The 25158-nt window shown below is 31.6% G+C and carries 25 protein-coding genes; all 25 read left to right on the plus strand.

What is annotated here, in order from left to right; genetic code table 11:
- The first annotated feature begins 9 nt into the window (after positions 1-9).
- The 25 genes from LPC23_RS05150 to LPC23_RS05270 all read left to right on the plus strand — a co-directional run bounded on the left by LPC23_RS05150 (position 10) and on the right by LPC23_RS05270 (position 25109).
- The gene (locus tag LPC23_RS05150; protein ID WP_229328590.1) at positions 10-1305 is read left to right on the plus strand and encodes a nucleotide sugar dehydrogenase; all 1296 of its coding nucleotides are present in this window, start codon (positions 10-12) and stop codon (positions 1303-1305) included.
- Positions 1306-1322: 17 nt separating this feature from the next.
- Entirely contained in the window at positions 1323-2585 is a 1263-nt protein-coding gene (locus LPC23_RS05155; RefSeq protein ID WP_229328593.1) for an oligosaccharide flippase family protein, read from the plus strand.
- Entirely contained in the window at positions 2578-3216 is a 639-nt protein-coding gene (locus LPC23_RS05160) for a CatB-related O-acetyltransferase (RefSeq protein ID WP_229328595.1), read from the plus strand. The genes LPC23_RS05155 and LPC23_RS05160 overlap by 8 nt, the downstream gene beginning before the upstream one ends.
- 2 nt (positions 3217-3218) lie before the next feature.
- Complete coding sequence (locus LPC23_RS05165) at positions 3219-4346, plus strand: EpsG family protein (protein ID WP_255645270.1); 1128 nt, start codon at positions 3219-3221, stop codon at positions 4344-4346.
- Positions 4347-4353: 7 nt separating this feature from the next.
- The gene (locus tag LPC23_RS05170) at positions 4354-5142 is read left to right on the plus strand and encodes a hypothetical protein (RefSeq protein ID WP_229328597.1); all 789 of its coding nucleotides are present in this window, start codon (positions 4354-4356) and stop codon (positions 5140-5142) included.
- Positions 5139-6122: a glycosyltransferase gene (locus tag LPC23_RS05175; RefSeq protein ID WP_229328598.1), complete on the plus strand. Its 984-nt coding sequence runs from the start codon at positions 5139-5141 to the stop codon at positions 6120-6122. The genes LPC23_RS05170 and LPC23_RS05175 overlap by 4 nt, the downstream gene beginning before the upstream one ends.
- Positions 6123-6201: 79 nt before the next feature.
- A complete protein-coding gene (locus tag LPC23_RS05180) occupies positions 6202-7329 on the plus strand; it encodes a glycosyltransferase (protein ID WP_229328599.1) in 1128 nt (375 codons plus the stop codon).
- A 1-nt stretch (position 7330) separates the two neighbouring features.
- Positions 7331-8551 (plus strand): glycosyltransferase, encoded by a 1221-nt coding sequence (locus LPC23_RS05185; RefSeq protein WP_229328600.1) that lies wholly within the window; start codon positions 7331-7333, stop codon positions 8549-8551.
- A gap of 8 nt (positions 8552-8559) precedes the next feature.
- Positions 8560-9705, plus strand: coding sequence for an N-acetyl sugar amidotransferase (locus LPC23_RS05190; RefSeq protein ID WP_229328601.1), 1146 nt, complete (start codon positions 8560-8562; stop codon positions 9703-9705).
- Entirely contained in the window at positions 9702-10316 is a 615-nt protein-coding gene (hisH, locus tag LPC23_RS05195; protein ID WP_229328603.1) for an imidazole glycerol phosphate synthase subunit HisH, read from the plus strand. Before LPC23_RS05190 ends, hisH begins: the two co-directional genes overlap by 4 nt.
- A gap of 2 nt (positions 10317-10318) precedes the next feature.
- On the plus strand, positions 10319-11092 hold the full coding sequence (locus tag LPC23_RS05200) for an AglZ/HisF2 family acetamidino modification protein (protein WP_229328605.1): 774 nt from the start codon (positions 10319-10321) through the stop codon (positions 11090-11092).
- A complete protein-coding gene (locus LPC23_RS05205) occupies positions 11089-12123 on the plus strand; it encodes a polysaccharide biosynthesis protein (protein WP_229328607.1) in 1035 nt (344 codons plus the stop codon). The genes LPC23_RS05200 and LPC23_RS05205 overlap by 4 nt, the downstream gene beginning before the upstream one ends.
- 6 nt (positions 12124-12129) lie before the next feature.
- Positions 12130-12549, plus strand: a complete 420-nt coding sequence (locus tag LPC23_RS05210; protein ID WP_229328620.1) for a WxcM-like domain-containing protein — start codon at positions 12130-12132, stop codon at positions 12547-12549.
- A complete protein-coding gene (locus tag LPC23_RS05215) occupies positions 12550-13668 on the plus strand; it encodes a polysaccharide biosynthesis C-terminal domain-containing protein (protein WP_229328623.1) in 1119 nt (372 codons plus the stop codon). It abuts the gene before it with no gap.
- A 61-nt stretch (positions 13669-13729) separates the two neighbouring features.
- The gene (locus LPC23_RS05220) at positions 13730-14074 is read left to right on the plus strand and encodes a four helix bundle protein (protein ID WP_229328625.1); all 345 of its coding nucleotides are present in this window, start codon (positions 13730-13732) and stop codon (positions 14072-14074) included.
- 54 nt (positions 14075-14128) lie between these two features.
- Positions 14129-15265 carry a non-hydrolyzing UDP-N-acetylglucosamine 2-epimerase gene (wecB, locus tag LPC23_RS05225; protein WP_229328627.1) on the plus strand — a complete coding sequence of 379 codons (1137 nt, stop codon included), beginning with the start codon at positions 14129-14131 and terminating at the stop codon, positions 15263-15265.
- A complete protein-coding gene (locus LPC23_RS05230; protein ID WP_229331576.1) occupies positions 15262-16497 on the plus strand; it encodes a glycosyltransferase family 4 protein in 1236 nt (411 codons plus the stop codon). The genes wecB and LPC23_RS05230 overlap by 4 nt, the downstream gene beginning before the upstream one ends.
- On the plus strand, positions 16497-17408 hold the full coding sequence (locus LPC23_RS05235; RefSeq protein ID WP_229328629.1) for an NAD-dependent epimerase/dehydratase family protein: 912 nt from the start codon (positions 16497-16499) through the stop codon (positions 17406-17408). The genes LPC23_RS05230 and LPC23_RS05235 overlap by 1 nt, the downstream gene beginning before the upstream one ends.
- A complete protein-coding gene (locus tag LPC23_RS05240) occupies positions 17408-17884 on the plus strand; it encodes a cupin domain-containing protein (protein ID WP_229328631.1) in 477 nt (158 codons plus the stop codon). Before LPC23_RS05235 ends, LPC23_RS05240 begins: the two co-directional genes overlap by 1 nt.
- Positions 17885-18845: 961 nt before the next feature.
- Positions 18846-19400, plus strand: a complete 555-nt coding sequence (locus tag LPC23_RS05245; RefSeq protein WP_229328633.1) for a sugar transferase — start codon at positions 18846-18848, stop codon at positions 19398-19400.
- A gap of 544 nt (positions 19401-19944) precedes the next feature.
- Positions 19945-20493: a dTDP-4-dehydrorhamnose 3,5-epimerase gene (gene rfbC, locus LPC23_RS05250; RefSeq protein WP_229328635.1), complete on the plus strand. Its 549-nt coding sequence runs from the start codon at positions 19945-19947 to the stop codon at positions 20491-20493.
- A 745-nt stretch (positions 20494-21238) separates the two neighbouring features.
- On the plus strand, positions 21239-22408 hold the full coding sequence (locus LPC23_RS05255) for an ATP-binding protein (protein WP_229328637.1): 1170 nt from the start codon (positions 21239-21241) through the stop codon (positions 22406-22408).
- A gap of 200 nt (positions 22409-22608) precedes the next feature.
- Positions 22609-23475, plus strand: coding sequence for a dTDP-4-dehydrorhamnose reductase (rfbD, locus tag LPC23_RS05260; protein ID WP_229328639.1), 867 nt, complete (start codon positions 22609-22611; stop codon positions 23473-23475).
- Between the two features lie 130 nt (positions 23476-23605).
- Positions 23606-24655 carry a dTDP-glucose 4,6-dehydratase gene (gene rfbB, locus LPC23_RS05265; RefSeq protein ID WP_229328641.1) on the plus strand — a complete coding sequence of 350 codons (1050 nt, stop codon included), beginning with the start codon at positions 23606-23608 and terminating at the stop codon, positions 24653-24655.
- 61 nt (positions 24656-24716) lie between these two features.
- Positions 24717-25109: a GxxExxY protein gene (locus LPC23_RS05270; protein ID WP_229328643.1), complete on the plus strand. Its 393-nt coding sequence runs from the start codon at positions 24717-24719 to the stop codon at positions 25107-25109.
- Positions 25110-25158 lie beyond the last annotated feature (49 nt).

Genomic DNA, 25158 nt, shown 5'->3' on the forward strand with positions numbered 1-25158 from the left:
ATAGATTCAATGTCAAATTTATTAGATTCATTAATAAAAAAAGAGAAATGCATTTCTGTAACTGGCTTAGGATACGTTGGTTTACCTTTAGCACTAGAATTTGCTAAGCATTTCAAAGTAATTGGTTTTGATATCAATCAAGAACGAATTGCTTTGATGCAAAAAGGTATAGATCCTTCTAAAGAATTAGAGAGTTCTGCTTTTGAGGGTTGTGATATCACTTTTACAGCTGATGTAGCTGATTTACAACTAGCACATTTTCATATTATAGGTGTTCCAACTGATATTGATTCCAACAAAGTGCCGAATCTGAATCCGCTATTAGGAGCGACTAAAAGTGTAGCTTCGGCCTTGAAAAAAGGAGATGTGGTAGTTTACGAATCGACTGTGTATCCCGGTTGTACTGAGGAGGATTGTTTGCCTATTTTGGAAACAATTTCTGGTTTACAAGGTGGGATTGATTTTAAATATGGGTATAGTCCGGAACGTATTGTGCCTGGTGATAAGGTTCGTACTTTAACCAATATATTAAAAATTGTATCAGGCAGTGATAATGAGGCATTAGAACTAATTGCAGCGGTCTATGGTACAATAATTAAAGCTGGTTTGCATAAAGCAGAATCAATAAAAGTAGCGGAAGCAGCTAAAGTTATTGAAAATACCCAACGTGATATAAACATTTCTCTTATTAATGAATTAGCTATTATTTTTGATAAGATGGATATTGATACCAAGGCGGTTATTGAAGCGGCAGGAACCAAATGGAATTTCCATAAATATCAACCTGGATTGGTAGGAGGGCATTGCATTAGTGTAGATCCGTTTTATTTGATTCATAAAGCTAAAAAAATAGGCATTGATCCTCAGGTAATTGCCGCCGGTCGTCGTGTGAATGATTTTATTCCGACTTTTATTGCTAAACGCATTGTGCAATCCTTGATTGAACAAGATAAAAATCCTGGAAAATCGAGAGCTTTAGTTATGGGAGTAACTTTCAAAGAAGACGTTTCAGATATCCGAAATTCAAAAGTAGTGGATTTAGTTCGTGAATTAATGGATTATTCTATACAAGTACATGTAGTAGATCCACATGGAAATCCAAATGAATTGGCACATGAATATGGAATAAGTCTAATTGATCAACCCATAGGAGATTATGATGTAATTTTATTGGCTGTAGGTCATAAAGAATACATTCAAATGTCTGTCGCCGATTTCGAAAAATTATCAAAAGATGAGTTATACATGTTTGATATCAAGGGAGTATTAAATGCTGCGGATTATAAAAATTATTGGAGATTGTAATATTTACTAAATAATTAATGTTAAAAACGATAGAAATATATAATAATTTAAAAATAATAATAATAAATAATAAAAAAGTAATTGAAAATTATTTTTTTATGACTTTACTACAAATCCTTAATTCTATATTTTACCTACTTATTTATCCTTTTTTAATAGGAACATTAGGAGCTAATAGTTACGGAAGTTATGTTTATGCTTTTTCAATTTCAGTTTTTTTTGTAAGTTTTGTTCAGTTTGGATTTGACACACCTGCTTTGAAAATAATTTCACAAAATCCTAATGATAAAAAAATACACTCAGAAGTTTTTTCATCAGTTTTTTTTAGTAAGATTATTTTATCAATAATTTCTTCAATTATTTTTGTAGTCTTATTGAAAGTGGTTCCAATTTTCAAATCGAATAATTGGTTGTTTATAATTTGTTATTTTCAAGTGTTTTCAAATATTTTATTCCCAACTTGGTATTTTCAGGCTATTCAAAAAATGAGAGTTGTTACATTTATTCAGTTGACATTAAAAATAATTTCATTGCCATTGATATTTTTATTTGTAGCAACACCAGATGATATAATTTATTTTGCTTTTATTTCTGTATTAACAGGTTTTTTGAGTGGGGTTATTGCAATGGTTATTATAATGAATAATTATTCAATCAGATTAGTATTGATTTCTTATAAGAATCTTATAATTACATTTAAGGATGCCATTCCATTCTTCTTATCATCTAGTATGAATACAATAAAACAACAATCAGCTACAGTATTATTAGGTTCTTTTTTTTCTATGAAGGACGTAGCATTGTATGATTTAGCAATGAAAATTTATTTGGTCCCTACAACTTTAATATCTAGTATAAATAGTGCTTTATTTCCAAAAATGATTTCGTCTAGTTGGAAGAAAATAAGTATGGTCATAAAATTAGAAAATATCATTGGATTATTTATTGTTGCTTTTTTTGTTGTTTTTGGAAAATATATAATTCTATTTATGGGAGGAACTGATATGCTGGAATCTTACCCGATTTTAATAATCTTAAGTTTTAGCGTTTTTACTATTTTGACTGTAGGAGCAATTTTTAATTTTATTTTTATCCCAAGAGGATTGTATAGATATATAGCTATTAATCAATTTATTGCATTAGTTGGGTTTGTTTTATTTTCATTTATAGGGTTGATCTTTTTCTTTAATAGGCTTGTATTACCACTGGCTTTTGCTTTTGCAGCTATAATTGAATTTTTGTATAGTTATTATTTGCTAAATAAATTTAAGAATGATTAATAAAATTCTCTTTATTCTATCCTATAAGATAAAATTATTTTTTTTTAAGATTAAATGGAGGAAAATTAATAGACATAATTTCACTACCGTAAACAGTGTTTTTCCTATAAATTTAGTGACAATAGGGAAGTATTCTTACGGTCCCTTAAATATTTATAACTATGAAAAAGAAAATTCAGGGTTACAAATTGGGAATTTTTGTTCAATAGCATTAGATGTTAAGTTTATTTTAGGAGGTAATCATTTTACAAATCGATTATTGACTTATCCAATAGAACCAATGTTATATAAAAGTGGAAATGTAGGCTCTTATTCAAAAGGCAAAATAATTATTGGTCATGATTGTTGGATTGGTAATGGTTCAATAATTTTATCTGGTGTAGATATAGGTAACGGTTCTGTGGTAGCAGCCGGTTCTGTGGTGACAAAAGCATTTCCACCCTATTCAATAATAGGAGGTTCTCCTGCAAAATTAATACGAAAACGATTTACAGATGAAATGATTGATGAACTAAATAAAAATCAAGATATTTATGACCGTTTTGTAATAAATAAAATAGAAAATTTTGATATTTTTCAAACAGAGATAAATGATATAAATAAGTTAATCTCAATAATAAAAAAGATATAACTGTGAATTTATATTTTTTATTTTTTTTTATAATATTTTGTTTTTTTTTATGTCTGATTGAGAGAAAAACATATATTCCTCATATTAAATGGCTAATCATTATACCATTTAGTTTAATAGTTGCTAACAGAAGCACCAAAGTGCCTGATACTGAAGCTTATTTAGAATTTTTTAATGCTACTGATCCTAGCACTTTTGATGATTTTGATAAATTTAGTTTTGAAATAGGGTTTCAAGCTTTTACAAAGATTATAAAATTTATTATAGATGATAATTTCATTTTATATTTTATGATTATCGTTTTAATTAATCTTATAATTGTTAATTTCTCAATTAATCGGATAGGTAAATTATTTAAAGCAGATATTGAAAATAATAGTAATTTTATTTTCGTAGGAGAAAATAGATTTTTAAAAAATTCAAATTTTTCAGTACTACCTTTAACTTTATACATAGCTTTTTTTGGTATTTATACAAATGCCATTGTTTTGCGAGCTGGCTTTGCTGTTTCGATAATTATTTTTACATCAACATTTGCGTTGAAATCTTTTAAATCTTTTATAGATTATATTGCAATTTGTCTATTGTTTGTAATAGGCTATTTTTTTCATGTTACGATACTCATAGGCATTCTAGTTATTTTAATTATGTCATCCAATAAAAAATTTACTAAGAAAACGTATCTTTATACATGGTTTTTTATTGGGGTTGTTTATTTTACTAACCTAGCATCTAACCTTGGGGATACTACGTTTTCTCTTATTAACACAATAAATAATTTAACTAATACTGTATCTAAAATATCATCTTATGAAGGGAATGTTGTAAATGAGGGTAATGGCATAGCAGCAAAATTCATCTTTTTCTGGATAATGGCTTTTGTACTAATTTTACACAGTTTACAATCTAAAATATATTATAAACTTTTAAATGTTTATTTAGTAGGTTTATTATTATTTGCTTTGTTTCGTTCTGTAATACTAATTGAGAGAGTAACTGATTTCTTTTTATTTTTTTCTTTTGTGATTTTTTATTTTTATTTAATTACTCTAAGAACATATAAGTTTTGGTTGTTTTTATTCCCTATAATATTTATACAGTTGTTTTTCATTCTTCGGATTACCAATTAATTTTTTTATGGATTTAAGTAAATATAGAATAGCAATTTTTACAAGGTCAATGAACTATTATTTGTATAAATTATCAGATAATACAATTACACTACCTTTTAAACATTATCGTCTAACATATACTACAGCTCAAGGTTATTTATATGATATATTAAAATATAATATTGATTACGCTATAAATATTGATGAGGATGCATTTGTAATTGATAATGATGCCCTCCTTGAATTATTAGTATATTGTATAAATAATAAAGTTGTTAATTGTGGAGTAAGAGACGGAGGAATACTCCCAATTCGTAACGGTAATCCTTTAGTTACAAATCCTTTTTTTAATATTTTTGACGTTAAATCTATAAGAAAACAGTTTTCTTTAAGTAATATTTCGATGTTCCTCAATCATGAAATTGATTACGAACAATTATTGCCTAATTTTTTACATTTTAAATATAATTTAACTAATGATTATGAACCTTTTTATCCATTTTTTCTTTGGTTAAATTCAAATTTTAAAGTCTTATATCTTAATGTTGATCAGCATGATGACGGTTTCACAACAATTGTTTATAATCATTTAAACCAAAAGATAATTTATCATTCATGGTATTCAAGAGTTTATGGAATTGATCAATTTCATACTGAAAGAATTAAGAATTTGTACAAATCTTGTGTAAATAAGGAAGTTAAATATTCATTAAAAGAAGAGTTAATAGTTCAATTAGAAAAATTTTGTAATAAGAAACTAATTCCGTTAATTTTACCAATTAGACGCATATTAAAAAAAATAATTGCTAAATGATTAAAATTTCAATAATAATTCCAGTCTACAATGTTGAAAAGTATATACACAGGTGTTTGGAAAGCTGTGTAAATCAAAATTTAGATGTTTCAGATTTTGAAATAATTATTGTAAATGATGGTTCACTAGACAGAAGTTTAGAGTTTGCTTTAAATTTTGCTAAAACACACAAAAACATAAAAATTATTACACAACCTAATCAAGGATTAAGTATAGCTAGAAATGAAGGCTTAAAAATTGCTAAGGGTGAATATATTTGGTTTGTAGATTCGGATGATTGGATTGAAAATAATTGTATTTTAGAATTATATATTACTAGTAAGGATAATAATTTAGATGTTTTATTGTTTGATGCTTATGATTGTAATAACAACAACTATAAAAAGCGAAATACAATTCAAACAAATAGCAGAGAAATTCAAATAGGATTAAATTATTTAGATTACGGTAAGATTGTGTTTCCAGTTTGTTTCAAAATTTTCAAACGTAATTTTTTAATTTCTAATTCAATTTTTTTTTATGAAAATATTTTTCATGAAGATAATGAATTTACACCTAGAATGTTTTTTTATGCTAAAAGGGTTATGTGCATAAATAAATCTTTTTATTATGTTTATAAAAATCCTCAATCAATTACAAGAAGTGTTAATAAAAAAAAAGCATTTGATTTAATATTAATTGCTAATTCATATATTGATTTTATTGAAGAAAATATTCTAGCTAATGAAATAAAAATTAAATTTTATAATTTAATTGGCTTAGTATTAAATTCATCATTAGCAGAGATTTTCTTTATGAATAAATCTGAAAAAACATTTTTTTTTAAATACTTAAAAAAAAATCAAAACTTATTTTATTGTTTAAAAAAATCTAGTGTAATGAAATATAAAATTGAAGGTTTTTTATTTATGATTTCTTCAAGTTTATTTTTTAAGATCTATTCTAGGTTATATTTTGTTTTTTACAAAAAAATTGTGTGAATTAAATTATTTCAAAATTAAAATAAAAAGTAAATTATAAGTTGTTAAATGAGTTGCTTAATATTTTAAAAATAACCACATGAGAATAGCAATAATTACGAATATTATACCTACATATAGAGAGCACTTTTACGATGTCATTTTAAATGATTCTAGATTTGATATTAAAGTTTTTTGTCAAGATAAACAAGTTGGAGAAAATATAAAATCTATTCACAAAAAATATGGAGATAGGGTGTATTTATTAAAAAGTTATTCTCCTTTCAATGATAACAGTTTGGTTTTGCAATTTTTACCAATATTTGATTTATTCAAGAATTACGATATTTTCGTTGTTGATGGAAATTTAAGACATGTATCTCAAGCTTTTTTAAGCATGATATTTAAATTACTGGGAAAGAAAATAATAATTTGGAGTAATGTTCAAACATTTGGTGGGAACAGAATATTGCAAAAATTAAGGTTAACTTGGTGGAAAATTTTTGATAATTTTTTGATGTATACTGATAAAGATGTGTGTGAACTTGATAAGTTGGGATTTAAAAACAAAAACATAATTAGTATCAACAATGGGTTAAATCAAAATTTTATAAATAATCAAATTAAATTTTGGAATGAAGAAAAATTGAGTTTATTTAAACAACAACATAAAATAAATAGTAATAATATTATTATATCTTCTGGTAGAATTAATATTATAAATCAACATGATTTGACAATTGAAGCCGTTAAATCTATAAAAATTTTTATTCCTGATATTTTATGGATAGTTATTGGTAATGGATCAGAGTTAGAAAGATTGAAAAAAAAATCTAAAGTATATAATTTAAAAAATAATATATGTTTTTTAGGTGAAGTTTATGAAGAAGAAGAAAAATGCCCTTGGTTTTTGATTTCTAAAGGATTTGTACATCCCGGTCCTATAGGCCTGAGTTTATTAAATGCATATGGTTATTCATTACCTGTAATAACACATAATTCTACCAATAATCATGGTCCTGAATTTTCTTTGTTTGAAGATAATAAAACTGGATATTTGTTTGAATATAGAAATTGTAATGATTTAGTTTCAAAAATAATTTTCTTGATTAATAATGAAACGGAAGTCAAAAAGATTAGACAGAATATTTTTGAAATTGCAAATTTTAAAAATAATACAAGTGTAATGGCTGATCAATTTTTTAATATGATAAAATTAGTTAATTAAGATGCCAACACTTTTACAAATTAGTATAGAAGTCAATAGTGGATCAGTTGGAAGAATTGCCGAGCAAATTGGTGAAATAGTAATTGAAAACGGTTGGCAAAGTTATATCACTTATGCCAGAAACAATAATCCTAGTAAGTCAGAGGTTATAAGGATCGGCAACAAATTAGATTTATATTGGCATGGATTAGAGACTCGTATTTTTGATAATCACTGTTTCAGCTCTAAATCAGCAACTAAAGATTTAATAAATATTATTAAAGAAATTAAACCTGACATTGTTCATCTCCACCATTTACATGGTTATTTTATCAATGTAGAAATATTATTTCAATATCTAAAAGAGATCGAAATTCCTATTGTTTGGACTTTCCATGATTGCTGGACTTTTACAGGGCATTGTGCTTATTTTGAATATGTAGGGTGCGATAAATGGAAAACACAATGTTATGATTGTGAACAGAAAAATGAATATCCCAAAAGTTTTTTTTTCGATCGTTCCCGTCAGAATTACATAGATAAAAAGAGGATTTTCAATTCTGTCGATAATCTGATAATTGTCCCGGTTTCTAATTGGCTAGAGGGTAAAGTAAAGGAGTCTTTTTTGAAGGATTATCCTTGCAAGGTGATTCAAAATGGTATAGACCTGGATGTGTTTTATCCGAAAGATTCCAAAGCTTCAATTGAAGAGACATATGGAGTAAAAGATAAATTTATTATTTTAGGTGTTGCCAGTACCTGGGAGAAAAGAAAGGGACTGGAAGAGTTTCTAAAATTAGCAGGGTTTATAGATAATGACCAATGCGCTATTGTTCTGGTTGGGCTGTCTAAAAGTCAGGTGAAAAAACTGCCGGAAAATATAATAGGAATAGAACGTACTGAGAATGTGGCGCAGTTGGCAGATTTATATTCTGCTGCAGATGTGTTTTTAAATCCTACGTTTGAGGACACTTTTCCAACAACCAATTTAGAATCGCTTGCCTGTGGCACCCCTATTATAACTTATAGGGCCGGAGGGAGCGTTGAGTCCGTTAGTACAGACACGGGCTTAGTCGTTGAACAGGGTGATGTTGCTGGATTAATGAAGGCAATAAATACTATCAGGGTAAATGGAAAAGAATTTTATGGTGACAATTGTAGAAAAAGTGCAATAGAAAATTTTGATAAGAGGATAAAGTTTAATGACTATTTTAAACTTTACACAGAAATACTAAAAAAATAAATTATTTAATGAATACCAACCGAAATTATCAAATCTGCGCAAAAACCATAATGGATACCTCTGATCCTAATATAGTATTTAATGAAAAGGGAGAGAGTGATTATTATGCTAATTACATTGAGGCTATTGTACCCAATTGGCATACGGATGAAAAAGGTTATGAAGAATTAATGCGTACTGCAGAAAAAATCAAAGCCGATGGTGAAAACAGAAATTTTGATTGTATCATTGGTCTGAGTGGAGGATTGGATAGCTCTTATGTGGCTTATGTAGCCAAAGAGATTATGGGGCTGCGTCCGTTGTTATTCCATGTAGATGCTGGTTGGAATACGGATAGAGCGGTAGGTAATATTGAAAAACTGTGCAATGGATTAGGATTGGATTTGTATACTGAAGTAATCAATTGGGAAGAGATGAAAGATTTACAAGTCGCTTTTTTGAAATCTCAAATTGCTGATCAAGATTTACCTCAAGATTATGCTTTTTTTTCAGGCTTATACAAATTTGCTAGAAAAAATAAGATAAAATATGTACTTACAGGAGGTAATTATTCTACCGAATGTTGTCGTGAGCCTGAAGAATGGGGTGGATTTCCTGGAATTGATACTTTATTAGTAAAAGATATTCACTCAAAGTTTGGAAAGCGTCCGCTCAAAACGTTTCCATTGGTAGATATTTTATCTTATAAATTATTTTACAGATATATTTTAGGAATGCAGGTTTTTAAACCGTTGAATTTAATCCCTTATATTAAAAAAGACGCAGAACAATTATTACAAAGTAAATTTGGCTGGGAACCATTTCAACACAAACATCATGAATCGCGTTTTACTCGTTTTTACGAAGATTTTTGGTTGCCAAGAAAATTTGGCTTTGAAAAAAGACGCGCGCATTTTTCCAGTTTGATTTTGACTGGGCAGATGACACGAGAAGAAGCGTTAGAGCGTATTGCAAAACCAGAACTTTCAGAAGAATTTTTGCAAAAAGAGTTTGATTATGTAGCGGATAAATTAGATTTAACTCGACCAGAACTGCAAGCTATTTTTGATGGAGAAAACAAAACATTTTACGATTACAAGACTAAAATTAAATTACTCAATTTTGGAGCTGATGTAATGCAAAAAATGGGATTAGAAAAAAGATTGTTCAGATGATTACATTAATTGATTATGGTGTAGGTAATATTTTTGCTTTTCAAAATGTGTATAAGCGATTAGATATACCAACCAAAATTGCTAAAACGGCTGCTGATTTAGAAGATGCTCAAAAGTTAATTTTACCAGGGGTTGGCGCTTTTGATTATGCCATGTTGCAATTAAATAATTCTGGGATGCGTCACAAATTAGATGAGTTGGTATTAGAAAAGAAAATCCCAATAATTGGGATTTGTGTGGGGATGCAGATGATGGGGAATAGAAGTGATGAAGGAACTTCTGAAGGGTTAAAATGGATTGATGCTGATATTCTAAAATTTGATGAGAGCCTAATTCAACAACGAACTAAGTTACCTCATATGGGATGGAACGATGTAAGCCCTATAGATGGGCATCCTTTATTTGAAGGGCTTGAACAAGAAGCTATTTTCTATTTCTTACATTCCTATTATTTTAAATGTAATAATATCGTGGATAGTATTGCTATTTCTGATTATGGAATTTCATTTACTTCAGCAGTAAATGCGGATAATGTGTTTGGGATTCAATTTCATCCAGAGAAAAGCCATCAATACGGAGAAAAATTATTACACAACTTTGCAAATTTATAAGTATGCTGCGTCCTAGAATCATTCCCAGTTTATTACTTCACGACAAGGGCTTAGTAAAGACAGTGAACTTTAAAGCTCCTAAATATGTAGGAGATCCAATAAATGCAGTGCGCATATTTAATGAAAAACAAGTAGATGAATTGGCTTTTTTTGATATTGATGCCACTACATTAAATAGGGAGCCAGATTATGTTCTAATTGAAAAATTAGCCAATCAGTCCCGTATGCCATTGTGTTATGGTGGTGGAGTGAAGACGGTGGAGCAAGCCCAAAAGATATTTGGCTTAGGAATTGAAAAAATCGCTTTAAGTAGTGCAGTAATTCAAAATCCAGAATTAGTTACTCAAATTGCAGATCGAGTAGGGTCTCAAAGTGTAATAGTGGTGCTAGATATTAAAAAGAAACTCTTCGGTGGTTATGAAGTGTATACTCATAATGGTAAAAAAGCTACTGGGATTAATCCGATTAAATTTGCCCAAGAACTAGAGCAGTTAGGTGCTGGAGAAATTATAATTAATTCGATTGACCAAGATGGGGTAATGAAAGGGTATGATCTCAATTTAATTGATAAAATTGCTGAAGTCATTTCAATCCCTTTAACCGTTTTAGGCGGAGCCGGGTCAATGCGTGATGTTGAAAAAGTTATTGAGAGACATGGTGTAATTGGAGTTGCAGCAGGTAGCTTATTTGTTTTTAAAGGACCCTATAAGGCAGTATTAATTAACTATCCAACCCTAACGGAAAAGAATAGAGTATTTAAAATTCATTTAAAATGAAGATAGAAAACAAGACATTACTTATTACAGGAGGGACCGGTTCATTTGGCCATGCAGTCTTAAATCGGTTTTTACAGACCAACCACTTTAGCGAAATTCGTATTTTTTCTCGTGATGAAAAAAAACAAGACGACATGCGCAACCAATTGAAAAGTGATAAACTTAAATTTTATATTGGAGATGTTCGTGACTATAATAGTGTAGAACGTGCCATGCGAGGGGTAGATTATGTATTTCATGCTGCGGCATTAAAACAAGTACCATCCTGCGAGTTTTTTCCATTAGAAGCTACTAAAACAAATGTTTTTGGTACACAAAATGTGATTGATGCTGCTGGAGTTAATAAGGTTAAGAAAGTAATTTGTTTGAGTACAGACAAAGCTGCTTATCCTATTAATGCTATGGGAATTTCCAAAGCCTTAATGGAAAAAGTGGCGGTAGCTGCCTCAAGAAATTTAACCAATACTACAGTTTGTCTCACTCGTTATGGCAATGTGATGGCCTCTAGGGGATCTGTAATTCCTCTATTTTTAAAACAAATTCAAGAAGGAAATCTAATTACTATCACCGACCCAAAAATGACACGTTTTTTGATGTCTTTAGACGAAGCAGTTCAGTTGGTGTTATTTGCTTTTGAAAATGGTAATCCAGGTGATTTATTCGTTAATAAAGCACCAGCAGGAACTATTGGCGATTTGGCGCAAGCGTTGAAAGAGTTGTGTAAAGCCGATACCGAGATCAAAATTATTGGAACGCGACACGGTGAAAAATTATACGAAACTTTGTGTACAAGAGAAGAAATGGTCAAGGCAGAAGATATGGGTGATTTTTATCGAATTCCAGCAGATAACCGCGATTTGAATTATGCACAGTATTTTTCAGAAGGAGAGAAAGATGTTTCGGTCATTGAGGATTATCATTCGCACAATACAGTGCAACAAGATGTGGAAGGAATGAAACAATTGTTATCGAAATTACCTTTAATCCGTAAGGAAGTTTTTGGTGAAGAGGTAGCCCAAATGCCAGGATAAAACAGGATGAAGCCCACTTTAATTTCTGGTAATTGCCATCAAGACGAAAGAGGTCAATTGTTTTACAATAATGATTTCGATACTACTTGTATAAAAAGAATGTATGTTATAGAAAATCATTCGGTTGATTTTGTAAGAGCTTGGCAAGGACATAAAGCGGAACAACGCTGGTTTAGTGCTGTTCAGGGTCGTTTCAAAATACAATTGATTGCTATAGATAATTGGGACACACCAAGCGAAAACTTACCACGAATAGAATATCATTTACATTCAGAAAAACTAGACATATTATATATTCCGGCAGGGTACATTAGCAGTATACAAGCATTAGAAGAAAAATCAAAATTAGTAGTTATGTCGGATTATCACTTAGGAAAACTTAATGATGAATTTCGATACCCAACGGACTACTTTACAATAGAATAAATGTTAAAAATAGGAATAACAGGACAGGCGGGATTTGTTGGGACACATTTGTATAATACCCTTGGATTGCATCCTGAGAAGTTTGAAAGAGTTCCATTTAATAGAGATTTTTTTTCAAATCCGAAACAAATGGAACATTTTGTATCTCAATGTGATGTAATTGTACATTTGGCTGCCATGAACAGGCATAATGACCCACAAGTCATTTTTGATACTAATATTGAATTAGCTCAAAAATTAGCAGATGCATTGGTATCTACTCAAAGTAATGCACACGTAATTTTTTCTTCCTCTACTCAAGAGGAAAGGGAAAATGAATATGGTAGATCAAAAAAAGAGGGTAGAAAATTGTTATTCAATTGGGCACAAGATTCAGGCGGAAAATTTACTGGTTTAATTATTCCCAATGTATTCGGGCCATTTGGACATCCTAATTACAATTCTGTTATTGCTACTTTTTGCCATCAATTAACTCATAATGAAACACCAACTATAGCAGTTGATGGGGAATTGAAGTTAATTTACGTAGGGGAACTCGTTGATGCAATAATGTCTGAAATTAAGACTGCTAAAAGTCAAGCTGAAAAGGTAGTTCCGCATACAGCTACTGCGAAGGTGTCTCAATTATTGGGTTTATTAGAAAAATACAAATCAGAATATCAAGAAAAGGGAATTATTCCTTCTATTGATACTACTTTTGAATTAAATTTGTTCAATACCTTTCGTTGTTATATGGACATCAAAAACCATTTTCCCGTATCTTTTTTAGAACATACAGATGAAAGAGGCTCATTTGTAGAAATTATCCGTTTAGGAGTGGGAGGACAGGTTTCTTTTTCCACAACTGTTCCAGGAATTACCAGAGGGAATCATTATCATACCCGTAAAATTGAACGCTTTGCGGTAATCAAAGGAAAAGCCTTGATTCAGTTAAGACGTATTGGTACTAATGAAGTTTTAGATTTTTATTTAGATGGGGAAAATCCTTCCTATGTGGATATGCCTATTTGGTACACCCATAATATTAAAAATATAGGGGATGAGGTATTGTATACCAATTTTTGGATCAATGAGTTTTACGATCCTAATGATCCAGATACTTATTTTGAGAATGTTTAGTTTTAATCAAGCACCAAGGCAAAAGAATTAAGAGCCAAGTTGAAAGTTAAAAGTAAAAAACATGAAGCCTAATAATTTATTAGAAAGAACTTTTAATTTTGGGGTTGAAACATTAAAATTGATCCGAAATTTACCCAAAGATTCTGAATATTCAATAATTAGATATCAACTTGGTAAATCAGCAACATCTGTTGGTGCAAATTATGAAGAATCACAAGCGGGGTCTTCTAAAGCAGATTTTAAAAACAAAGTTAGAATTGCATTAAAAGAAGCACGTGAGTTGAATTATTGGTTACGAGTTATTAAAGCACTCGGTGAAATAGAGAATAGTAAATTGGATAATTTGTTACAAGAAAGTAAAGAAATTAAAAATATACTTGCAGCAATAATAAATAATACTAAATAAGTTTTAAAGCCTTGGTTCTTTTTACTTTTACCTTGGCTCCTAAAAATATAAATAATGAAAGAAAAACTTAAAGTAATGACTGTGGTGGGGACTCGTCCCGAGATAATTCGCCTGTCAAGAGTAATGGCAGCTTTAGATGAGTCTGAGGCTATTGAACATATTATTGTGCATACCGGTCAAAACTACGATTACGAATTGAATCAAATTTTTTTTGACGATTTAGGGATACGTAAACCTGATTTCTTTTTAAATGCAGCAGGTGCAACAGCAACTGAGACTGTTGGTCAAATCTTGATAAAAATAGATCCATTGTTAGCTAATGAAAAACCAGATGCTTTTTTAGTTTTAGGTGATACTAATAGTTGTTTGTGTGCGATACCTGCTAAAAAACGTCATATTCCAATTTTTCATATGGAAGCAGGAAACCGCTGTTTTGATCAGCGAGTACCTGAAGAAACTAATCGAAAAATTGTAGATCATGTTTCGGATATTAACCTAACCTATAGTTCAATTGCCAGAGAATATTTGTTGCGAGAGGGATTGCCAGCTGATCGAATCATTAAAACGGGATCTCCAATGTATGAAGTATTACATCATTATCTACCTGAAATCAATAAGTCAGAAATACTTTCGAAATTAAATTTAGAAGAGAATAAATTCTTGGTGGTTTCGGCGCATAGAGAGGAAAATATCAACAGCGAAAAAAATTTCAAAGGTTTAATGGACAGTTTGAATCTAATCGCTGAAAAATACGATTATCCAATTATTGTCAGTACGCATCCAAGAACGCGTAACATGATAGATTCAAAACAGATTAAAATGCATCCAAAAGTACAGTTTTTAAAACCAATGGGCTTTAATGACTATAATGCATTGCAAATGAAATCTTATGCGGTCTTGTCTGATAGCGGGACTATTTCAGAAGAATCTTCTACACTAAACTTTCCGGCACTAAATATACGTGAAGCTCATGAAAGGCCAGAGGCAATGGAAGAAGCTTCGGTAATGATGGTAGGTTTAAACCCAGAACGAATCATGCAAGGTTTAGTGCAATTACAATCTCAAAAAAGAGGTGTTGAACGCAATTTTAGACCAGTAGCCGATTATTCTATGCCCAATGTTTCAGATAAAATGGTACGTATCATTTTAAGTTATACCGATTATATCAAAAGGACAGTTTGGAGCGAATGATAAATAGAAAAATACTAATACACTCTATTGTTTTTAGTCCCGATGGTGTCTCAACGGCTTATCTATATAATGATATAGCGCTTGGATTTAAGAAAAATGGATATGAAGTAGTCGTATTAACCACTACGCCGCATTATAATATAGTAATAGAAGACTCTGCAAAGCAACCTTTACGTCCCAAATTAATGGGGCTTTTTTATGAGAGTAGTTTTAATGAGATTAGAGTTATTCACGTTCCCTTAAAAAAATATAAGAGTACAACACTTAGAATACTATCGTTTATATATTGGCATTTGTTTTCATTCTTTATTGGATTGTCAATAAATAAAATCGACTTTATTTTAAGTCCCTCTCCACCATTAAGTATTGGGTTTGTGTCTATTTTAATTGCAAAAATTAAGAAAGCTAAAATTGTATACAATGTACAAGAAATTTATCCAGACTTATTAATTAATCAAGGTGGACTAAAATCAAAACTAATTATTAACATTTTAAAATGGCTTGAGAAATTTGTTTATAATAATTCGAATGCTGTAATTACAATAGACCAGCTGTTCTATAATCAAATAAAAAATCGATTTAAAAATATACAAAAATTAAATATTATTCCAAATTTTGTAGACACTGAATTATATAAACCAGAAACTAAAGAAACTCTACCTTTGGTATTTACAAATGATTTATCCAAGCTAAAGTTACTATATGCTGGAAATATTGGTTTCTTTCAAGATTGGGAACCTATTTTTTATGCTGCTAAAAAGTTGTTAAATGCTAATATTGAATTTTGGATAATAGGAGAAGGAGTTAGAAAAGAGTATTTAATGAATAGGGTTAAAGAAGAAAAATTAAGTAATATTAAAATACTTCCATACCAAAATAGAAATTTAATGCCTGCTATTAATTCTTTTGCGGATATTCATTTTATTTCCATTAGTAAAGAAATGGAACAAGAAGGATTTCCATCAAAAGTGTATACAATTATGGCTTGTGCAAAACCAATGATTATTTTAACTGGTGAAAACACCCCTCTCTTTAACTTTCTTTCAGGTAAAAATTGTTCAGTCCTTATTTCCGATAATAGTAATGACAGTTTTGTTGAATCTATTATTTCATTAGCTAGTGACAAGAATAAACAATTTGAATTAGGACAGAATGGATATAATGAAATTCAAAATTTTTATACTAAAGAGAAAGTAATTGAAAAGTATGTAGATTTATTTGAAAAGATTTGATGAAAAAAAAATCAAATATAATCATCACAGGAGTTACAGGTTTTGTAGGATCTAATCTATTTGAATATTTTTTAGATGCAAATATAGAAATTACAGCATCTAATCTCAGAAATCTCAATTGGAAATCAGAAATAAATACAGAAGCCAGCGCTATAATACATCTTGCTGGTAAAGCTCATGATCTTAAAAATAGTTCTAATCCTGAGGAGTATTTTAAGATAAACACAAAATTAACTCAAGAATTGTTTGATTTTTTTCTAGCAAGCAACTGTCGAGATTTTATTTTTTTCAGTAGCGTAAAAGCAGTAACAGATAAATCAGAAGCTGTTGTTTCAGAGGAAATAGTTCCTACTCCAAAAACAGCTTATGGTCAATCAAAACAATTAGCAGAGCAATATATATTGAATAAAACGTTGCCAAAGGGAAAGCGTGTATTTATTATTCGTCCTTCAATGATTCATGGTCCAGGTAACAAAGGCAATCTAAATTTGTTGTATCAATTAGTTCGTAAAGGTATTCCATGGCCTTTGGGTGCTTTTCAAAATCAACGTTCTTTTTGTAGTATTGATAATGTTTGCTATGTAATTCATCAAATATTAGGACGAGAAGATATTCCTTCTGGAGTTTACAATTTAGCAGATGATGAAACTGTATCAACTAATGAATTGATTGAAATAATTGGTGCTACAACAAATAAAAAGGTAAGAATTCTATCTATTTCTAAAAAAATAATTAATACAATTGCTACAATTGGGGATGTATTCCATTTGCCCTTAAACACTGAGCGCTTAGATAAATTGACTGAAAATTTTGTGGTATCTAACACTAAAATAAAAGCCGCTTTGGGAATTGAAAAATTACCCGTTTCAGCAAAAGAAGGGTTAACCAAAACGATTAAATCTTTTAATTAATGATTTTTGAAAAAATACAAAAAGAGTTAGACTCGTGTTCCTTAAAGGTCATTTCAAAAGATAATCGTCCTTGGGGTGGTTTTTTTGTTATTGCTGAAGAGCAAGCCCAACAATTTGCGAATCAGTATTTTGATGGCTTGGATGTATCTACCCTAAAAATAGGAGGGGCATTGAGTCCAAAGATTCTAGTGGTAGCACCTAATAAAAGATTGTCATGGCAATACCATCATCGTAGAGCCGAGATATGGCGTGTCATTGAAGGTCAAGCTGGTGTTAAACGAAGTGCTACCGATACAGAAGGGGAGTTGGAAATTTTAAACATTGGAGACACCATTACTTTGCAACAAGGAGAGCGTCACCGTTTAATTGGGTTGGACGATTATGCTATAATTGCGGAGATTTGGCAACATACAGATGCTAATCATCCTTCTGATGAAGATGATATTGTGCGGATGCAGGATGATTTTGGAAGATGAGTTGATATACGAGGTACGATATTGGATATACGAGTTGCGATATAGGGAGTGTTCGGGAATCATCTGAAAGTGATCAGATTCCTTATATTTCCTTATATGACTTATATGGTTCAAATTTATTTAACCACAAAGAGCACAAAGTCCTTCGCTAAGCTCAGGATGATAGCTCAAAGTTTCACTAAAAATGTAGCAATTTGAAAATATAACAATTCGTCTAACTAGAGCTAGACGTTCCCCTCTCGAGAGGGGCTAGGGGTGTGTTATTTAAAGTACGAGGAACGATTTACGATATAGGAAGTGTTCAGTGTTCAGCTGAAAGTGATCAGATAATTGGACTTAATTTTCTTTAATAAAGCGAAGCGACTTCTTCGATTTTCTTATATGACTTATATGGTTTAAAATTTTTAACCACAAAGATCACAAAGTCCTTCGCCTAGCTCAGGAAGAGAGCACTAAGATTCACTAAAAATGTAGGAATTTGAAAATGTAACAATTCGTGTAAGTTACACTACACGTTCCCCTCTCGAGAGGGGCTAGGGGTGTGTTTTTAATTTACGATATACGATATTAGATATGCGAAGTACAATTTGATAATGTAGCAATTTGAAAATGTAACAATTCGTCTATCTGGTGCGAGACGTTCCCCTCTGGAGAGGGGCTAGGGGTGTGTTATTTAAAGTACGAAGTACGATATACGATATAGGAAGTGTTCAGTGTTCAGCTGAAAGTGATCAGTTAATTTGACTTAATTTTTCTATAATAGAGCGAAGCGTCTTCTTCAATTTTCTTATATGACTTATATGGTTTAAAAATTTAAGATATTAGATCCCTACGCTTCGGGAAGATTTACGATATAGAAAGTCTTCAGTGTTCAGCGGTAAGTATTCGGATTGGACTAAAGTACAGGTTATCGAACATCTTATTAACTCATAACCTTATAACCACATAACATCATAAACAAATGATTCGATTTTTTGATTTTATTTTTTCTTTAATTGGGCTAGTACTGTTAAGTCCAATAATTTTAGTATTGATAATTATTGGTTTTTTTGATACAGGTTCTCCCATTTTTTGTCAGGAACGTGTGGGGAAAAATAAGCAGCCATTTAACCTCTATAAATTTCGTTCCATGCATGTGAATACGAAATCAGTAGCGACTCATTTAGCGAATTATAGTGCGGTAACTAAATACGGTTCTTTTTTGCGCAAATCCAAACTAGATGAGTTACCCCAATTGTGGAATGTATTACTAGGCGATATGAGTTTAGTAGGACCAAGACCGAATTTATTCAACCAAAAAGAATTGATTCAAGAGCGTGATAACAGGGGAGTGTATCAAGTAGTTCCTGGAATTACGGGTTTATCACAAATCAATAAAATAGACATGTCTACACCACAACTACTAGCCGAAACCGATGCGAGAATGACGAATCAATTGACAGTCGTGAAGTATTTTTATTACATTATTGCTACGGTATTGGGTAAAGGTTCTGGGGATAGAATGGTTCAAAGTTAGATTTACGATATACGATATAAGAAGTGCGATTTGGGATTTGAAAATGTAGCAATTTGAAAATTTGAAAATGGAACAATTCGTCTATCTAGTGCGAGACGTTCCCCTCTCGAGAGGGGCTAGGGGTGTGTTTTTCGATATACGATCCCGACGCTTCGGGACGATTTACGAACTACGACTTATTTAGTTAGAAGTACAAAGTTTAAATTTACAAATTCAAGATCAATAATTCTCTAAAAATCAATAACGAATTTTGAACAAGGAACAGGGAATGTTGAATTTTATTCGAAAGGAATTTCTTATATTTACTTATATGACTTATATGGTTTAGGAATATACGATATTAGATATGCGAAGTACGATTTGAAAATGTAGCAATTTGAAAATTTGAAAATGTAACAATTTGCGATAGGAACAGATTGCTTCACTACGTTCGCAATTACTAGCCATAGCGCCCTAGCGTCCCTGCCTGCGGCAGACAGGTTCGTGACAAATTAAAGATTGCTTCACTACGTTCGCAATGACAGACAACCGATAACAGAAAACAATGACAATAGAAACTACACCCATCCAAGATTTAGTAATCATCAATCCCACCGTATTTGAAGATGCTCGTGGGTATTTTTTTGAGGCCTACAATCAAAATACTTTAGCAGCACAAGGAATTAACATCGACTTTGTGCAAGACAACCAATCGTTTTCCAAACGCGGTACTTTGAGAGGTTTGCATTATCAAAATCCGCCTTTTGCTCAGACCAAATTAGTTAGAGTACTACAAGGGGAAATTATTGATGTTGCTGTAGACATTAGAAAGCAATCGCCTACTTATGGGCAGCATTTTGCTATCAAATTATCGGCAGAGAATAAAAAACAATTATTGATTCCGCATGGATTTGCCCATGGGTTTTCGGTGATTAGTGAAACTGCAGTCGTTATGTATAAATGCGATCAGTTTTATAATAAAGCCAGTGAAGGCGGTATTCGTTTTGATGATCCCAGTTTGAACGTCGTCTGGGGCATGGACTTAAAAGACGCTATTGTGTCGGATAAGGATTTGGTGTTGCCGGGGATTGAGGAATGTAATAGCGAGTTTTAATATTTACGATATACGAGGTACGATATAGAAAGTGTTCAGTGTTCGGCTAAAAGTGTTCAGTTGATTTAACTTAACCGAAGTGTTTTTCTTATATTTTCTTATATGACTTATATGTTTTTTAAATGTACGATTTGTTATATACGAAGTAAGATATATTAAGTACGATTTGAAAATGTAGCAATTTGAAAATGAAACAATTCATTATTATATTATTTACCATAAACGTAGTTCAATATTCAGTTTAAGAATAATGAATTTTCAACAAGGAACAATGAATTTTGATTTTTTTTAACCACATAGGAACATAGATTTAAAAAAAAAGAAGAAGAGATAGTAGTAGCACTATTATTCACATAGTTTAATAGCTGATACTTATCTGTTCTTAAATAAGCGAAGCGATTTCTTTGATTTTCTTATATGACTTATATGGTTTAGAAATTTACGATGTACGATGTTAGATCTACGATATTTAAGTATTAAGTTTCAACCACAAAGAGCAAAAAGTCCTTCGCTAAGCTCAGGAGGACAGCACGGAGGTTCGCAAAGAAATTTTTTAATTTAAAAATGAAGCAATGTACCAATTGCAAAACAGTAGATCTTAATTGTTAAATTAGGTATATATTCATTAATACAACAAATAAACTTTCATATATTTCTTAAAAATGCACTACATAAGTGCAAATATTTATATTTTTTGATTTATCGTAGTGCAAATTTTAGTATTTTTGTTCAAATAAAATAAAAAATGGAAGCATTATTTGAATATTCAAATCGACTAATTGCCAATATCAATAGTGGATTTACACGTTATATGTACGATCAAATCAATTGGGATAGCAGACTCATTGGCTTGTTCGGGCCACGTGGAATAGGGAAAACTACATTAGTTTTACAACACATTAAAAATAATCTAAGTCTTAAACATACGTTATACGTTACTGCAGAAGATTTTTATTTTGCGAAAAACCGACTTTTGGATGTTGCTTCCGATTTTGTTAAATTAGGTGGTACACATTTAATTATTGATGAGATTCATAAATACCCTGATTGGTCTACCGAATTGAAACTAATTTACGATTATCATCAAAATTTACAGGTTGTATTTACGGGATCATCAGTATTAGATATTAAAAAAGGAAGTTCGGATTTGAGTAGAAGAGCGGTGCTTTATTCTATGCAAGGGTTGTCATTTCGTGAATATTTACAATTGTTTCATGAGATAGCCATTCCAAAGTTTACATTGGATGAAATTCTAACTCACAAGGTAGCCACTCCTCAATTAGCGCATCCATTACCTTTATTTTTAGATTATCTCAAAAGAGGCTATTATCCTTTTGCATTAGAGCACGACTTTGATATGAAACTATTGCAAGTAGTTAATCAAACACTAGAAAGCGATATTCCTGTTTATGCGTCTATGAATGTTTCAACAGGAAGAAAGTTAAAACAGTTAATGGCAATAGTAGCAGATAGTGTTCCATTTAAGCCAAATATGAGTAAAATATCAGAAATGTTGGCAATAAGTAGAAATAATATTGCCGATTATCTTTTGTATATGGAGGAAGCGGGAATGATAACCCAATTGCGATTTGAAACTAGCGGAATTAGATGTTTAGGAAAAGTAGATAAAGTGTATCTCGATAATACAAATTTAGTCTTTGGCTTAGCCCAAGAAAGTCTAAATAAAGGGAATATCAGAGAAACATTTTTTATGAATCAACTACGGGTTGGTTATCCTATTGTCTCTTCTAAAATTGCTGATTTTACGATTGACACATTCGAGTTTGAAATTGGAGATAAAAACAAAAGTAACAAGCAGATCAAAACAGCAGTTAACGGCTTTGTTGTAAAAGATGATATAGAAAGTGGTTTTCTTAATACAATTCCTTTATGGCATTTTGGGTTATTGTATTGATTGCTTAGGCATACAATTTAGGAGTTAGGATTTCGATGCTTAGGACTAAGTGTTCAGTGTTCAGCTATAAGTGTTCAGTTGATATGACTTAAGCAAAGTGAATTACGTATTACTATTCACGACCCGAGGCGAAGCAAAAAGTAGCAATGTATGGGGTTAATTCGTTTTAATTCGTGTAATTAGAGCAATTTGTAAAAAAAATGAAAAAAATACTAGTAACAGGTTCCAACGGGCAATTGGGTTCTGAATTGAGGGAATTGTCAGTTCACTATTCGCAATTTGAATGGGTGTTTGCCGATCGTTCGGTTTTGGACTTGAGTGATTTGGCATCGATATCCAATGTGTTAGATCGAATTCAACCGCAAATTATTATCAATTGCGCGGCTTACACAGCTGTGGATCAAGCGGAAACGGAAACTGAATTGGCGGAAGTATTGAATCACCAAGCAGTGGGTGTTTTAGCAAACTGGAGTTCAATTCATGATTGTCGATTGGTTCATGTTTCTACCGATTATGTTTTTGATGGTAACTCGAGTACAGCGTTGACCGAAAATGCTCCAACCGGACCAATCAACGTCTATGGACAAACCAAATTAGCTGGAGAACAAGCTTGTATGCGAGAAAACTCGAATGCGATAGTCATCCGAACGTCCTGGGTGTATTCTCGTTTCGGGAATAATTTTGTTAAAACTATGAGTAGGTTGATGCAAGAGCGCGATAGCTTGAATGTCGTGAATGATCAAATTGGAAGCCCCACCTATGCGGCTGATTTGGCGCAAGCCATTCTAACCATAATTACGCATTCGCATTGGCAAGCGGGGATCTACCATTATTCAAATGAAGGGGAAATTAGTTGGTATGAATTTGCTTTAGCCATTCAAGAACTAGGAGGATTTAATTGCGCTATTTCGGGTATACCAAGTTCGGATTATCCTACTCCAGCACAACGACCTCATTATTCCTTATTGGATAAATCCAAAATTGCAACTACCTTTGGGGTGGTGGTGCCAGGGTATCGAGAGAGTTTGGAAAGATGTATGGGATTGTTACGAATTAACACGAATTGACACGAATTGATTCGAATTGACACGAATTGATGCGAATTCATACAAATTAGAAGAATTTAATTTTACTAATTTCTTAATCGTATTTATAAACTTAGTGCCCTAGCGACTTAGTGGCAATAAAACAAATAGAATGAAAAAAATACTTATCACCGGTGGTGCCGGATTTATTGGATCTCATGTAGTGAGACGATTTGTGAATCAGTATCCGAATTATGATATTTATAATTTGGATGCTTTGACCTATGCAGGAAATTTAGAGAACATAGCTGATATTGAAAAGGCGCCTAATTATACTTTTGTAAAAGGAGATATTGTTGATGCTCCGTTTATTGATGCTTTATTTGCTGAACACCAATTTGAAGGAGTTTTGCACCTAGCAGCCGAATCGCACGTAGATCGCTCTATTACGGATCCTTTGGCCTTTGTGAAAACCAATGTCATCGGAACCATGAATTTATTGAATGCTGCTAAAACCATTTGGAAAGACAAGATGGAAGGCAAACGCTTTTACCATATTAGTACTGATGAGGTTTATGGAAGTTTGGGTGCCGAAGGGTTATTTACTGAAACCACAGCCTATGACCCCAATTCGCCTTATTCGGCTTCAAAAGCGAGTTCGGATCATTTTGTTCGTGCTTATGGTGAGACCTATGGATTACCTTATGTGTTGACGAATTGTTCGAACAACTACGGTCCGTTTCATTTTCCAGAGAAATTGATTCCGCTGTTTATTAATAATATTATTCACAACAAGCCTTTGCCAGTCTATGGTGATGGAAAATACACCCGCGATTGGTTATTCGTAGAAGACCATGCGGTAGCGATTGATTTGGTTTTCCACCAAGGAGTGAATCACGATACCTATAATATTGGCGGTTTTAACGAATGGCAAAATATTGATTTAGTGAAATTACTATGCCAAATCATGGACGACAAACTAGGACGCCCAGCAGGTACTTCTGCACAATTAATTACTTATGTGAAAGACCGTCCAGGTCATGATTTACGTTATGCTATTGATGCGACCAAAATCAATAAAGAGTTGGGTTGGAAACCGTCGGTTACTTTTGAGGAAGGTTTAGAACGTACTGTGAACTGGTATTTGGACAATCAGACATGGTTGGATAACGTGACTTCGGGGGCGTATGCGAGTTACTATGAAAAGCAATACGCGAATTAAAAACGAATGATCACGAATTGATGCGAATTAACGCAAATTAAAAGAATTAACACGAATTATAATGGATGCCCCCTCCAAAATACTCTATAAAGACGAAAGCTATGCTATCATAGGCGCTTGTATGAAAGTACATCGGGTATTAGGTCCTGGATTCCTAGAAGCAGTGTATGAAGAAGTTTTAGAAAAAGAGTTTATCATTCAAAACATTCCCTACAAAAGACAAGTACAATTGAAATTGTATTATGAAGGGGTACAATTAAAAAAGCACTATAGAGCTGATTTTGTATGTTATGATAGCATCATTGTGGAATTGAAAGCAGTAGCTCAGATACCTTCGGTATTTTATGCTCAACTGCAAAATTATTTAAAATGTACGAATATGGAGTTGGGAATGTTGATTAATTTTGGCACCCCGTCCTTAACCTATAAAAGAATAGTTAACTCAAAAATTTAGACTAATTCGCGCAATTCGATATATTATCGTAATTCGCGAAAATTCGTAA

The sequence above is a fragment of the Flavobacterium ammonificans genome (assembly GCF_020885975.1).
GTDB lineage: Bacteria > Bacteroidota > Bacteroidia > Flavobacteriales > Flavobacteriaceae > Flavobacterium > Flavobacterium ammonificans.